The sequence below is a fragment of the Marinobacter sp. G5_S1_61_S3 genome (assembly GCF_054968585.1).
Genome location: NZ_JBQKUK010000014.1, coordinates 60155 through 74179, shown reverse-complemented (window position 1 = coordinate 74179; position 14025 = coordinate 60155). Strand labels below are relative to the sequence as shown.

Sequence of the window (14025 nt, the reverse complement as noted above, 5' to 3'; positions counted from 1 at the left end):
GCTCCGGAGGAATGACGCCCCTGTCATATCCTCAATGAATTGAAAGCAGGCGATGGACTTCGTCCACCCTTGCACGGGCTTCCGTCAGTAGCTGCAGGCTTCGGGACGCGTTCAGCTCAAGCTCACCAAGACGGCGATAGGCAGGCACCTCGTCAAACGGTGGCAGAGACCCGTTCTGACTGGACCCAATCATCGCATGCAACTGGGCGACAATCACGATGTCCACCAGCTGGGGTGAGGATTCCCGGCACTCATACCCCCAGTCCTCCGCATGCCTTGTCGCCTCCAGAAAGCCATTAGGGAACGACCAGCTTTCCAGGATTGCGGTTCCCACATCGGCCCTGAGCTCGCCAATGGCATGCTCAAGATTGGCCTGATCGGCAAACAGATTGACGTGATGCTCCGCCTGCACCAGCACCGGCACGACTCCGATATCGTGCAACAGCCCTGCGAGCAACGCCTCTTCCGGGTTGATGGAGGTAGCACTATCCGCAAGCACCCAACACAGGGCGGCCATCTCACGGGAATGGCGCCAGAGTTTGTCCATTTCCTTTTGCAGCGATGCCTGTTTGGTTTTGAACACCTCGCGCATCGAAAACACCGTAACCAATTGGCGCGTGGTACGCATGCCCAACCGGATAACCGCCTCGCGAACGTTGCGAACATCACTGAATCCACGGTACAGGGGACTGTTGCAGGCTCGAACCAGTTTCGCAGCCATCGACGGGTCCGCCGAGATTGCACTGGCAACCTGATCCGCCGAGGAATCTTCCCGGTCTACGGTCCTGCGCACTTTCCAGGCCACATCCGGCACGCTTGGCAGGGTCAGTTGATTGGAGCGCAGCTCGGCATAAAACTCCATCAGCAGATGGTGTTCTTCGCTACCCTCGTCGCCAGCCCCGTCACCGGAATCCATTTCCACCTGGGGCACGGGTGCGGCCCGCAATAGCTGGTTGAGGATGTCCTGCTGAATAACCAGGAACTCGCTCGCCTTGATGGCGGTCACGTTGTACATCCGGGGTTGCAGCCGGGCAATGGGGTTAATGGCCTTGTCGGTATCGGCCTCGATGGTGGACTTGCGACCGTCAATCGACTCCAACTCTACACTGCCGTGGATCAGGAATATGTCCAGGCCATCCCGCACGCCGCGCTCTACCACTCGCTGGCCCGGGCCGTGGGTTCTTCTTTCCGCCCGACTTGCGAGCAAAACCAACTGGTCATCCGTCAACCGGTTCAAGGGTTGAAACTGCTTGAGACGACGCAGAGGCAGGCTTTCCTGGCCAGCCATAGGACTACTCCTCGATCAGTTATTCGTTCGTTCTGTTACACATTGTAAGCGCGGAATCCCAAAACAACCATGCGATCAAGGGGTAATCTGGTATCCTCTTGCGTTCCATTTTCCGACCCAGTTAAAGAAGAGAGACCAGACAACCATGCCCCAGTATCGTTCGCGGACATCTACCGCAGGCCGCAATATGGCTGGCGCACGTGCTCTTTGGCGCGCCACCGGCATGAAGAATGAAGACTTTGGCAAACCCATCATCGCCGTTGCCAATTCCTTTACTCAGTTCGTTCCCGGCCATGTACACCTCAAGGATCTGGGGCAGTTGGTCTGCCGGGAAATCGAGCAAGCCGGCGGCGTTGCCAAGGAATTCAACACCATTGCCGTGGACGACGGCATTGCGATGGGGCATGACGGGATGCTGTACTCCCTACCTTCCCGCGAGATCATCGCTGACTCCGTGGAATACATGGTCAACGCCCACTGCGCTGATGCCCTGGTCTGCATCTCCAACTGCGACAAGATCACCCCGGGCATGCTGATGGCCGCCATGCGCCTGAACATTCCCGCCATTTTCGTCTCCGGTGGCCCCATGGAAGCCGGCAAGACCAAACTCTCGGAGCACAAACTCGACCTGGTGGATGCCATGGTCATCGCTGCCGACCCGAATGCGGATGACGAAACCGTCGCAGAGTACGAACGCAGCGCCTGCCCCACCTGCGGCTCTTGTTCCGGCATGTTTACAGCCAACTCCATGAACTGCCTCACCGAAGCCATTGGCCTGGCTTTGCCCGGGAACGGCTCAATGCTCGCTACCCACTCGGACCGCGAAGCCCTGTTCCTGAAAGCCGGAAGACAGATTGTGGAGAATGCCCGCCGCTATTACGAGGATGACGACGCCAGTGTGTTGCCTCTGAGCATTGCCTCCATGGAAGCGTTCGAGAACGCCATGGTGATGGACATCGCCATGGGCGGCTCCACCAACACCATCCTGCATTTGCTGGCTGCGGCCCAGGAGGGCGGCGTGCCGTTCACCCTCAACGAAATTGACCAGTTGTCCCGCCGGGTACCCCAACTTTGCAAGGTGGCGCCGAATTCCCCCAAGTATCATATGGAGGACGTTCATCGCGCTGGCGGCATCATGGGCATCCTTGGCGAACTGGAACGGGGCGGACTGATCAACACCGACCTGCCAACCGTACACAGCAGAACCATGCGCGAGGCCCTGAAAACCTGGGACATCATGCAGGAGCCCACCCCTGAAGTGGTCGAATTCTACAAGGCCGGTCCTGCCGGCATTCCCACTCAGACCGCCTTCAGCCAAAGCACCCGCTGGCCCTCCCTTGATGGCGACCGCGAGGCAGGCTGTATTCGTTCCGTTGAAAATGCCTACTCATCTGAAGGCGGCCTGGCGGTTCTCTTCGGCAATATTGCCCTGGACGGCTGCGTGGTCAAGACAGCCGGCGTGGACGAAAGCATCTACGTCTTCGAAGGCAAGGCACGAGTATTCGAAAGCCAGGATACCGCGGTCGAAGGCATCCTCAACGACGAGGTCCAGCCTGGAGAGGTGGTCATTATCCGCTACGAAGGCCCTCAGGGCGGCCCCGGTATGCAGGAAATGCTCTATCCCACCAGTTACCTGAAGTCCAAGGGGCTGGGTAAAGAGTGCGCCCTGCTGACTGACGGCCGATTCTCCGGCGGCACCTCAGGCCTTTCCATTGGCCATGCCTCCCCTGAAGCGGCTGCAGGTGGCGCCATTGGGTTGATCGAGAACGGTGACCTGATCCGTATCGACATTCCCAACCGGTCCATCAACGTGGAGATAGACCAGAACGAACTCGATCGTCGACGTGAGGAGCGGGATGAGAAAGGCTGGAAGCCCGAATTGTCGCGGCCGCGCAAAGTCTCGGCAGCGCTGAAGGCTTATGCGTTGCTGGCAACCAGCGCCGACAAGGGCGCAGTCAGAAACCTGGAAAAATTAGGCTAAACGCACGCGGGCCCGGGGTAGCGACTACCCCGGGCCCGAATTCAGGCAGGAAAAACGGTTATCAGGGCCTAGAAGAAGGACCAGCCACCGTCGTCATCTTCCTCTATATCATCTTCTTGCGCCTGCTCTGCCGACTCGTCAGCTTCCGGCTCCGCGGCCGCACTGGAAGTGCCTGCATCCTGTGACGCTCCGGCGTTGCCGGACGACCCAGCAGCCGCGACCTGAACGTGAACCATACCCAGCGCTTTCTTGGTGGCGTCATCAAGCACACCAGAGGCGTTCAACCCTTGATCCTTTTGAAACGCGGTCAACGCCGAGCGAGTGGTGTCATCCATTTGCGGACTGACATTGTTGATGTCATAACCCGCCGCATAAAGGGCATTCTTAAGCGCCACGGTATCGTTTGCTGACGCAACGGGCGCCGCCGCCAGGGCCATTGCCCCCGCGAGGATAGCAGCCAATATACGGGTGTGAGTGAATATCTGCCTAGCCATGATCTACTCCAGTTACCTGTCGCTTTTTATTGTGTTGCCAGTCCCTACAGGATGGACATTACGACGAAAGACTAACATATTTTAAGCACTGCCGGACCGATCCGATTGTTGTGATTCTGTAGCGGGGGCAGACACATTTACTGACGGGGCTTCATTCGATTCCCCAAACTCGCGTATGAAAATACCCCAGAACGCCATGAACAGAGCCGCGACCAATGGGCCCATCACAAATCCATTAATGCCGAACATCACTATCCCACCCAAGGTGGAGAGCAAAACGATGTAGTCTGGCAGTTTGGTATCCCGGCCAACGAAAACAGGCCGGAGCAGATTGTCCGCGAGCCCGATCACGACCACCCCGAACGCCGTTAGCACAATTGCCGACACCATCTCCCCTGTCGCGGCCAGGTAGAGAGCCGCAGGAACCCAGACCAACGCCGCGCCAACGGCGGGAAGCAGGGACACAATCGCCATCACCACCCCCCAGAGCAGCGCACCCTGAATACCCAGAAGCCAGAAAATACCGCCCCCAAGCGCGCCCTGGATAACCGCGATCAACAAGTTGCCCTTGACCGTGGCCCGCGTGACCTCTGCGAACTTGGCAAACAACAGACGCTCACGCTCGTCTCCCAGCGGCAGCGCACGAATCAACAGATCCACCAGTTTGCTGCCATCACGGAGAAGGAAAAACGCCAGGTAGATCATCAGCGCCAGCCCCAGAAAGAACTGAAAGGTATTCTGCCCAAAACCGAGCGCCTGTTTCGCCAGAAACTGACTGCCCCCCACGAAGCCGCTGACCACGCGATCCCTCACCTCTGCGAAGTCCAAACCAAACTGGGCGAAAAACGACTCAATGGCCGGAAACGACTGGATAACCCTGTCGATGTAGTCGCCGGGGCGTAGTTGCCCTTCCTGGATTCGCTGATAGAGGGACAACCCCTCTGCCACCAGCGACGTCACCAACGCCAGCACCGGTATGACCACGATCACCATGCAGATCAGTAGCGTTAGCAGGGCAATGGTATTGGGACGGTCGCCCAACCGCCGGGCCAGGTACTCTCGAACCGGATGAAAGATCAGCGCAATGGCCACGGCCCAGAAAATAGGGCCAAAAAAAGGCTTCATCAGCAGAATGAACGCCAGGGAAACCCCAACCAGCATGGCCAGAAAGGTCCGTGTCTCGAGTTTTCCGTACATAGTGAAATTCCCTGAACCTGGGTGTCGTCGTCTCACAGTAGGTGGGCTGCGGATCTGAATGGGCCTAGACTACCACGCCATCGTGGCCAGTCTAGCGACTTTCAGGTTATAGTGGACGGTTATTGGTCATTCGTTAAACAGGTCGCGACGTTGGATAACGAAGAGTTTGATGTTGAAACGGCGCTGGATGCGGTCGCTGCTCTCAATCGTGTGCTGGCAGCCAGAACGCACCGCCGCAAAGTGATGGGCCAGGAAGTACTGATACCGGGCCAGTTGGGCGAAGCCCTGCAGTTGCCGCAGATCCTGCGGCGTTTGCAGAGTAAACAGGCACGCCAACGGGAGCAGGGACTGGAAGACTTTCAGGAGCTGTGGCCAACGCTGTCGCCTGCCACACGGGAAAAGGTCCTCGACAGAATCGGCTGGTACGACCCGAAATCCCTGGACTGGGAGGACAAACGCTCGAACCGTCGCCCGGTTGCCGACCCGGATCATTGAAACCGTCCTGATAATGAAGTCGTCCTGACAAATGAGCCCTTTCGGGCATTCTTTCGTAGTTCTTGTCCTATTTCTCGTTGAACTGACTTTGAATTGTCACAGTTCGCCCTTACGTTGGAGCTAATGGAGGTTTATTTATGCAACAAACAGAACATTACAACGCCATCGCTTCAGAGAGCAGTGCCGTACCCACTTTACTGTGCGGGCATTGTCGCTCCACCCTGTCCCGTAGCCGAATTTTCCGCAACGAAGAAATGCGGCCCCATAACGACCACTGTCAGACACTTGCCTTATGCTCGGCAGACGACTGTGGTGCTCTGAATTGCTGCGACGCAGCGTTGGCGCGGCTTGACGACCCAGACGAACTCTTCAGCAAAGCATCCTGATTCAAACAGTCAACGCACTGTTACGTAAACCAAACACACAAAATTCCCATCTGATTTATCCTGATTCCTGAAGGCTGCGGTAACACCAGCCACGCAACCACTCAGTCAGGACAGTCGATGGCATGCGTATTCTGAGAACCGATGAAGCCCGCTTCGCAGGTCTTCCGGATTACCCTTTTTCCCCTCATTATCTGGACGTAGAGCCAGGCCTGAGAATGCACTATGTAGACGAAGGCCCGAGGGACGCATCGCCCGTGCTGATGCTGCACGGCGAGCCATCGTGGTCGTACCTTTATCGTCACATGATCCCACTGGTGGCAGAAGCGGGGCATCGGGTACTGGCTCCCGACCTGATCGGGTTCGGTAAATCCGATAAGCCAGCCGATGTAAGCGACTACAGTTACGAACGCCACATGGCGTGGCTGTCCGAGTGGCTTAAGGCCCAGGGCCTGAAGAACATCACTCTGGTCTGCCAGAACTGGGGTTCACTCCTGGGCCTGCGACTGGCGGCCGAACACCCTCAACTCTTCCGCCGGATCATTGTTGGCAACGGCATGCTGCCGACCGGGGATACCCCGGCGCCCGCCGTATTCACGCTGTGGAAAACCTTTGCCACCCACAGCCCGTGGTTTCCTGTCGGACGGATTGTTCAGCTCGGAACGGAAAGGGCCTTGAGCAAGGCCGAAATCGCAGCCTATGAAGCACCTTTCCCATCTGCAGAATTCAAGGCAGGTGCCCGCGCATTCCCGAAACTGGTCCCCGTTTCCGCCGAAGACCCCTCAAGCGATGCCAACAAGGCGGCCTGGCGCATTCTGGAAACCTGGAAAAAACCCTTCATTACCTGCTTTAGCAACGGCGACCCCATTACCCGGGGTGGAGACCGATACATGCAACGCCGCATCCCCGGGGCCCATGGCCAACCGCACATCACCTTACGCGGAGGGCATTTCCTGCAAGAAGACTCTCCTGACGATTTTGCACGCATTATTATTGATGCGTGCAAGTCTGAAATGGCGGCTTAAGTAACGACATCAAGATTGATGCTTGGGTTGGAAATCGCCAGCATCAACCCTGGGTCGATCACTGTCCGCGTCTGCCAATGGCCGACACTCCTGGAGGCTTGCATGACATCGCATCGTAAGCCGTCTGTATTCCTCCGTGCCCTTGGCTTTCCACGCCACCTCACCGTCACTTAACGTCCGAATGACCCTTGCTGGCGCCCCAACAACCAAAGAGGCCGGCTCACACTGAAAACCCGCCTTAACCAAAGCACAGGCGCCAACAATGGAGCGGGGAGCAATCACTGCTTCATCCATGACCACGGCATTCATCCCCACCATTGCGTCCTCCCCAACAGTACAACCGTGGAGTATCGCGCCGTGTCCCACATGGCCACTTTTCTCAATCACGGTATCCATGCCAGGGAATGCATGCATGACGCAATTGTCCTGGATATTCGAACCCTCCTTGAGCACAACCCGGCCAAAATCACCTCGCAGCGAAGCGGCCGGCCCCACATAGCAATCGGGCCCGACCCACACATCTCCGATCAAGATCGCGGTTGGATGTACGTAAGCAGATGGATGAACGACAGGTTGAACGCCTTCAATACTGTAACTCGGCATGCATCTCTCCTTTCTCCGACTCTCAAAGTTGGCCAAAATTCTGATTCACTTTCTTAAATTCATAAACCATTTTCCGACATTATACCGAAGAAATATAGACAAAAATTCGGCAAAACACCCTCCTAACCTCACAAAACAAAGCATTAAAGAATCACTTTTATCTTTATTATCAACACTTTATTTAACAACAGACCTCATCGCTTAATATGATACAAGATTGCCATTTACAAAATCTTGACCGGTATCAATTAATAGATATACTGATTTAGAAACTGGTCACCGCACCAGCGGAGCGTCACGTTATCGGGATACTGGCCTGCTCGTTTCGTCCAGACAAAAACAAAGCCACATCGGATTATTTATGCCACACAACCTGCTCGTTGACGGGCCCGAACAAGGCGTCCAGATCTTTACTCTCAACCGCCCTGATGTTCGAAATGCCCTGAATACAGAACTGCTCAACAACCTATGCAAAGCCCTGGATAACGCTGAAGCCGACCCTGAGGTCCACGCTGTAGTCATCACCGGGAACCAAAAAGCATTTGCAGCCGGTGCTGACATCAATGAAATGGCCGCCCGTGACCTGGTGGGCATACTTGAGGACCCTCGAGTCGCTCACTGGGAGCGAATAGCTCGCTTCACCAAACCTATTATTGCCGCTGTTAACGGCTTTGCACTCGGCGGTGGCTGTGAATTGGCAATGCACGCCGACATTCTGATTGCCGGCGAGAACGCTCGCTTCGGTCAGCCGGAGATTAACCTGGGAATCATGCCCGGCTCCGGTGGCACCCAGCGACTGACGCGGAAGGTTGGCGAAGCCCTTGCCATGCACATGACGCTCACCGGTGAGCAAATAGACGCCACGCGGGCTCTTCAGGCAGGCCTTATCAGCGAGATTTGCCAACCTGAACTGACCGTTGAAAGGGCCATCGAGATTGGCAAAACCATTGCCCGGAAGGCGCCCATTGCCATTCGCCTGACCAAGGAATCGGTACGCAAAGCCAACGACATAAGCCTTAGTGACGGCCTTCGGTTTGAACGACACGCCTTCGCCTTACTCGCTGGCACAGAAGACCGACAGGAAGGCCTCGATGCGTTTCGAGAGAAACGCGCGCCCCGTTTCAAGGGCAAATAATCGGTATTGATAACCACCCATCACTCCACCTATAGGACACCGCCATGACTCAGCCGAGCATTCTTCTGGAAATCGATCAGGGTGTGGCCCAGCTTACCCTTAACCGTCCAGACAACCTGAACAGCTTCAATGTTGATATGCACGAGCGGATGCGAGATGCCATCAGCCAGGTCCGCAAAGACAGCTCTGTGCGTGTCCTGGTTATTACCGGCGCCGGCCGGGGCTTCTGCGCCGGCCAGGACCTTTCTGACCGTAGTGTTGCGCCAGACCAGGACGCCCCTGACCTGGGCGAATCCCTGGAAAAGTACTACAACCCCATGATGCGAAGCCTGAGAGACCTGCCGATGCCGGTCCTCTGTGCCGTGAACGGTGTTGCCGCCGGCGCTGGCGCCAACATTGCGCTGGCCTGCGACATCACCCTGGCCGCGCGTTCAGCGAGCTTTGTCCAAGCCTTCTGCAAACTGGGACTGGTGCCCGATTCCGGTGGTACCTGGACCCTGCCTCGGGTTGCCGGGATGGCTCGCGCCAAAGGCATGGCTTTGCTTGGCGACAAAATCAGTGCTGAGCAGGCAGAAAACTGGGGCATGATCTGGCGCTGCGTTGATAACGAAACGCTGATGGAAGAGACCATGAAACTGGCGCGGCACTTTGCCACTCAGCCCACCAAAGGCCTTGCCCTCATCAAACGGGCCTTGCACGCCAGCTCCAGCAACACCTTTGAAGAGCAGCTCAATCTCGAGCGGGACCTCCAGCGCATGGCGGGCGGTTCCGAGGATTACCGTGAAGGTGTTGCCGCTTTTATGGAAAAACGCACGCCGGCCTTCAAGGGGAAGTAATCCATGCAGGCACTTGATACCCAGACCACGATTGCCGTCATCGGCGCCGGCGCCATGGGTTCCGGCATCGCCCAGGTGGCCGCCCAGGCAGGTCACAAGGTCTATCTTCACGACCAACGCGATGGCGCCGCCAGCGCAGGCCGGGATGGCGTCGCAAAACAACTTCAGCGTCGGGTGGACAAAGGCAAGATGGAACAACAAGCCGTCGATGCCATTGTCGGTCGCATTCATCCCGTCAGTGCCCTTTCGGAAGTCGCCGACAGCAGAATGGTCATTGAGGCTATTATTGAAGATCTCGAGATCAAGCACTCGCTGCTGGCAGACCTCGAAGAACTGTGCGGCAAGGACACCATTCTCGCCACCAACACCTCGTCGATCTCAGTGACGGCACTTGGCGCCAAACTGCGCCATCCCGAGCGACTGGTCGGTATGCACTTCTTTAACCCGGCCCCTTTGATGGCGCTGGTGGAAGTCGTCAAAGGCCTGGCTACGGATCATTCAGTAGCGGAGATTGTCCACGCTACCGCGACCAACTGGGGCAAGAAACCCGTATTCGCCACCTCGACACCCGGATTCATTGTTAACCGCGTAGCACGACCGTTTTATGCCGAAAGCCTTCGATTGCTCCAGGAAGGCGCTGCCGACCCGGCAACTCTGGACGCCATTATCCGGGAGGCAGGAAACTTCCGGATGGGCCCGTTTGAGTTAACCGACCTCATCGGCCATGACGTCAACTACGCGGTAACCAATTCGGTCTTCAACGCCTACTACCAGGACGCCCGTTTTCTCCCGTCCCTGATCCAGAAGGAACTGGTGGAGGCCGGCCGCCTGGGCCGCAAGAGCGGGCATGGCTTCTACAGCTATACCGAAGGAAGCAAACGCCCGGAACCAGACACCGAACCTGCCCGACAGAGTGACGACACAACACTGATCGTTGAAGGCGATCTGGGGCCGGCTTCCACACTGATTAACCGCTTCCGCGACGCTGGCCTCGACATCGTCGAGCGTGATGGCCCGGGGCAGCTTCGATTCGGAGATGCCGTGTTGGCACTCACCGACGGCCGGATGGCAACCGAGCGCGCCCAGGTCGAAGGCACACCCGATCTTGCGTTATTTGACCTGGCATTCGACTTCGAAAAGGCAGCAAGGCTAGCCATTTGTTTCGCTGATCAGGCCTCAGAACAGTCACGCCACGATGCCGTGGCCCTGCTTCAGAAAACGAATATCGCCGTAAGCGCGGTGAAAGACCGCCCTGGCATGGTGATCATGCGCACGGTGGCCACGCTGGCAAACGAGGCAGCCGATGCTGAGCTGCATGGCGTTGCAACGAAAGAGGACATTGACCTGGCCATGAAAGCAGGTCTGAACTACCCGGAAGGTCCGCTGAGCTGGAGCGATCGACTGGGCAATGGCCGGGTGCTCCAGGTTCTTACCAACATTCAGAACAGCTATGGCGAGGACCGCTACCGGCCAGCACTGCTACTCCGGAAAAACCATCACGCCGGAAAGGGATTCTACAAATGAGCGAAAACACCCCACAAGAACTGGCCGAAAATTGCGCCAAAGCCATGTTTGCCCGTGACCGGGCGAGCCAGAAACTTGGCATGAAAATCGAGTCTATCGCTCCGGGCCGGGCGGTACTGAGCATGGCCGTCACCGAAGACATGATTCAGGGGCATGGCTCCTGCCATGGGGGCTACCTGTTTACCCTCGCCGACTCGGCCTTCGCCTTTAGCTGCAATACCTACGACAAAGCAACCGTCGCCTCCGGATGCAGCATCGACTATATGTATGGCGCCAAGGCTGGCGACGTACTGACCGCCACCGCTGAGGAGCAATCTCGTGGTGGGCGAACCGGCGTCTACGACATTACTTTAACCAATCAGGATGGCCGCACCGTTGCCCTCTTCCGCGGAAAGTCCTACCAGGTCCGCGGCACTGTCATTAATTCGGAGCCACAGTCATGACCACTAGCAATCTCTTACAAGACGCCTACATTGTTGACGCCATACGCACCCCTATCGGCCGTTACGGTGGCGCCCTGGCCTCCGTTCGGGCCGACGACCTCGGGGCCATCCCGATGAAAGCCATGATGGAACGGAACCCGAGCGTGGACTGGTCGAAGATTGATGACGTTCTTTATGGCTGCGCTAACCAGGCTGGGGAAGACAACCGCGACGTTGCCCGGATGTCACTGCTGTTAGCCGGCATTCCCATCGACGTTCCCGGCAGCACAATTAATCGCCTCTGCGGGTCAGGCATGGACGCAATCGGAAGCGCAGCACGGGCAATCCGCACTGGCGAAGCCAGTCTGATGCTGGCAGGCGGCGTCGAATCCATGTCCCGCGCACCGTTTGTTATGGGCAAATCTGAAAGCCCGTTCAGTCGGAAAGCAGAGATTTTCGATACCACGATTGGCTGGCGCTTCGTCAATCCAGTACTGAAAAAACAGTACGGTATCGACTCCATGCCTGAAACCGCCGAGAACGTCGCAGAGCAGTTTGGTATTTCCCGGGAAGATCAGGATGCGTTCGCCGCGCGAAGCCAACAGCGGACAGCTGAAGCCCAGTCCGCCGGCCGACTCGCAAGCGAGATCACGCCGGTCAGCGTTCCACGCCGCAAGCAGGACCCGCTGGTGGTTGACACCGATGAACACCCCCGGGAAACCAGCGTAGAGAAGCTGGCATCACTGCCGACCCCCTTCCGTGAAAACGGCTCCGTGACAGCAGGCAACGCCTCTGGCGTCAACGATGGTGCGTGCGCACTCTTACTCGCCAATGCCGATGCCATAAAGCAGTACACCCTGAAACCACGGGCCCGCGTCGTTGCCATGGCAACAGTGGGGGTTGAGCCACGCATTATGGGCTTCGGCCCCGCTCCGGCTACCCGAAAGGTACTGAAGACGGCCGGACTGGAGCTGGCGGACATGGACGTCATCGAATTGAACGAGGCCTTTGCCGCTCAGGCACTTGCCGTCACTCGCGATCTCGGTTTGCCCGACGACGCTGAACACGTTAACCCGAATGGCGGGGCCATCGCCCTGGGACACCCCCTTGGAATGAGTGGCGCGCGCCTGGTCACGACCGCCGTGAACGAACTCGAACGCCGCCACAAGCAGGGGCTGAAGGCCCGTTATGCCCTTTGCACCATGTGCATCGGCGTTGGGCAGGGCATCGCTTTGATCATTGAGAGGGTGGAGAACGTTGCCTGAACGATCAGGTGCAGCGCCCGCTAAGTACAAACGTTAAGCACAATAAGCGCAGGACGAACCTATGAACCTACCATCACAAAAACTCGGCAACCTAGACCGAATGGAGACCGCCAGCATTGACGAGCTTCGCCACGAACAACTCCAGCGCCTGCGCTGGAGCGTGGCTCATGCCTACACCAATGTCCCCTTCTATCGCAAAGCATTTGATGAGATCGGCCTCAAACCAATGGACATCAAATCGTTGGACGATCTGGCGAAAATTCCGTTCACCAACAAGTCAGATCTTCGGGACAATTACCCATTTGGCATGTTCGCCACCCCAATGGATGAAGTCGTTCGCGTTCATGCCTCGAGCGGCACAACGGGTAAGCCCACAGTGGTCGGCTACACCCAGAGCGATATCGACACCTGGGCCGATATTGTTGCCCGCTGCATTCGAGCCGGTGGTGGCTCCCGCGGCGACAAAGTACACGTTGCCTACGGTTACGGCCTGTTCACGGGTGGTCTGGGAGCCCATTACGGTGCCGAACGCCTGGGCTGTACCGTCATCCCCATGTCTGGAGGGCAGACGGAGAAACAGGTTCAGCTGATCACCGATTTCCAGCCTGACATCATCATGGTGACGCCGTCCTACATACTCAACATCGCCGACGAAATGGAGCGGCAAGGCATTGACCCTCACAAGCTACGTTTGCGCCTGGGCATTTTCGGCGCAGAGCCCTGGACAAACGCCATGCGTACCGAAATTGAGGAACGCCTGGGCATTCAGGCGCTGGATATTTACGGTTTGTCCGAAGTGATGGGTCCGGGTGTGGGGATGGAGTGCCTGGAAACCAAAGATGGCCCCACCATCTGGGAGGACCACTTCTATCCCGAAATCATCGACCCGGCGACCGGAGACGTTCTGCCTGACGGTGAGTATGGCGAACTTGTGTTTACGTCCTTGACCAAGGTGGCGCTACCAATCATGCGTTACCGCACCCGTGATCTGACCCGCCTGCTGCCAGGGACTGCACGCCCAATGCGCCGTATCGACAAGATCACCGGCCGCAGCGATGACATGCTGATCATCCGTGGCGTAAACGTGTTCCCGAGCCAGATCGAAGAGCAGGTTCTGAAGTGCAGCGCACTAGCACCACACTATGAAATCGAGGTCTACAAAGAGGGCAACCTGGATTGCGTCGACGTACGTACGGAATTGAAACCAGGCACTTCTGACAGTTCAGAAATTCGCGCAGCGGCAGCCAAAGAGCTGGCCCATCACATCAAGTCGTACATCGGTATCAGCACCCGCATCCACGTGGTTGAGGCAAACAGCATTGCGCGCTCCGAAGGCAAGGCCAAACGGGTTTTCGACCGTCGCAATCCGTAAGTTCC

14 protein-coding genes are annotated in these 14025 nt (G+C 57.3%); 10 read left to right on the top strand and 4 right to left on the bottom strand.

Annotation, left to right across the window (positions count from 1 at the left end):
- Nucleotides 1-31: 31 nt before the first annotated feature.
- Complete coding sequence (locus ACTRWH_RS14845) at nucleotides 32-1288, bottom strand: HDOD domain-containing protein (RefSeq protein ID WP_462826545.1); 1257 nt, start codon at nucleotides 1286-1288, stop codon at nucleotides 32-34.
- 145 nt (nucleotides 1289-1433) lie between these two features.
- Here ACTRWH_RS14845 and ilvD point away from each other — a divergent pair, with 145 nt between their 5' ends.
- Nucleotides 1434-3269 (top strand): dihydroxy-acid dehydratase, encoded by a 1836-nt coding sequence (gene ilvD / locus ACTRWH_RS14840; protein ID WP_126810551.1) that lies wholly within the window; start codon nucleotides 1434-1436, stop codon nucleotides 3267-3269.
- A 68-nt stretch (nucleotides 3270-3337) separates the two neighbouring features.
- On the opposite strand, the gene ACTRWH_RS14835 is transcribed toward ilvD, so the two are convergent.
- Both ACTRWH_RS14835 and ACTRWH_RS14830 read right to left on the bottom strand, forming a co-directional pair.
- The gene (locus ACTRWH_RS14835; RefSeq protein WP_036203807.1) at nucleotides 3338-3763 is read right to left on the bottom strand and encodes a peptidoglycan-binding domain-containing protein; all 426 of its coding nucleotides are present in this window, start codon (nucleotides 3761-3763) and stop codon (nucleotides 3338-3340) included.
- Nucleotides 3764-3844: 81 nt separating this feature from the next.
- The gene (locus ACTRWH_RS14830) at nucleotides 3845-4960 is read right to left on the bottom strand and encodes an AI-2E family transporter (protein ID WP_036203804.1); all 1116 of its coding nucleotides are present in this window, start codon (nucleotides 4958-4960) and stop codon (nucleotides 3845-3847) included.
- A gap of 150 nt (nucleotides 4961-5110) precedes the next feature.
- On the opposite strand from ACTRWH_RS14830, the gene ACTRWH_RS14825 reads away from it, so the two are divergent.
- The 3 genes from ACTRWH_RS14825 to ACTRWH_RS14815 all read left to right on the top strand — a co-directional run bounded on the left by ACTRWH_RS14825 (nucleotide 5111) and on the right by ACTRWH_RS14815 (nucleotide 6863).
- Nucleotides 5111-5455, top strand: coding sequence for a hypothetical protein (locus ACTRWH_RS14825; protein WP_036203801.1), 345 nt, complete (start codon nucleotides 5111-5113; stop codon nucleotides 5453-5455).
- 137 nt (nucleotides 5456-5592) lie between these two features.
- Nucleotides 5593-5841, top strand: a complete 249-nt coding sequence (locus ACTRWH_RS14820) for a hypothetical protein (protein WP_075194933.1) — start codon at nucleotides 5593-5595, stop codon at nucleotides 5839-5841.
- Nucleotides 5842-5963: 122 nt separating this feature from the next.
- Nucleotides 5964-6863 (top strand): haloalkane dehalogenase, encoded by a 900-nt coding sequence (locus ACTRWH_RS14815; protein WP_075194932.1) that lies wholly within the window; start codon nucleotides 5964-5966, stop codon nucleotides 6861-6863.
- A 9-nt stretch (nucleotides 6864-6872) separates the two neighbouring features.
- Here ACTRWH_RS14815 and ACTRWH_RS14810 read toward each other — a convergent pair whose 3' ends face one another.
- Nucleotides 6873-7466, bottom strand: a complete 594-nt coding sequence (locus tag ACTRWH_RS14810) for a phenylacetic acid degradation protein PaaY (RefSeq protein ID WP_075194931.1) — start codon at nucleotides 7464-7466, stop codon at nucleotides 6873-6875.
- 361 nt (nucleotides 7467-7827) lie between these two features.
- On the opposite strand from ACTRWH_RS14810, the gene paaF reads away from it, so the two are divergent.
- The 6 genes from paaF to paaK all read left to right on the top strand — a co-directional run bounded on the left by paaF (nucleotide 7828) and on the right by paaK (nucleotide 14020).
- Complete coding sequence (gene paaF / locus ACTRWH_RS14805; RefSeq protein ID WP_462826544.1) at nucleotides 7828-8601, top strand: 2,3-dehydroadipyl-CoA hydratase PaaF; 774 nt, start codon at nucleotides 7828-7830, stop codon at nucleotides 8599-8601.
- A 44-nt stretch (nucleotides 8602-8645) separates the two neighbouring features.
- A complete protein-coding gene (gene paaG / locus ACTRWH_RS14800; protein ID WP_462826543.1) occupies nucleotides 8646-9437 on the top strand; it encodes a 2-(1,2-epoxy-1,2-dihydrophenyl)acetyl-CoA isomerase PaaG in 792 nt (263 codons plus the stop codon).
- A 3-nt stretch (nucleotides 9438-9440) separates the two neighbouring features.
- Nucleotides 9441-10961, top strand: a complete 1521-nt coding sequence (paaH, locus tag ACTRWH_RS14795) for a 3-hydroxyacyl-CoA dehydrogenase PaaH (RefSeq protein ID WP_075194928.1) — start codon at nucleotides 9441-9443, stop codon at nucleotides 10959-10961.
- Complete coding sequence (gene paaI, locus ACTRWH_RS14790; RefSeq protein ID WP_462826542.1) at nucleotides 10958-11404, top strand: hydroxyphenylacetyl-CoA thioesterase PaaI; 447 nt, start codon at nucleotides 10958-10960, stop codon at nucleotides 11402-11404. Before paaH ends, paaI begins: the two co-directional genes overlap by 4 nt.
- Nucleotides 11401-12648, top strand: a complete 1248-nt coding sequence (gene pcaF / locus ACTRWH_RS14785; RefSeq protein WP_075194926.1) for a 3-oxoadipyl-CoA thiolase — start codon at nucleotides 11401-11403, stop codon at nucleotides 12646-12648. Before paaI ends, pcaF begins: the two co-directional genes overlap by 4 nt.
- A 61-nt stretch (nucleotides 12649-12709) precedes the next feature.
- Entirely contained in the window at nucleotides 12710-14020 is a 1311-nt protein-coding gene (paaK, locus tag ACTRWH_RS14780) for a phenylacetate--CoA ligase PaaK (RefSeq protein WP_075194925.1), read from the top strand.
- The last annotated feature ends 5 nt before the right edge of the window (nucleotides 14021-14025 follow it).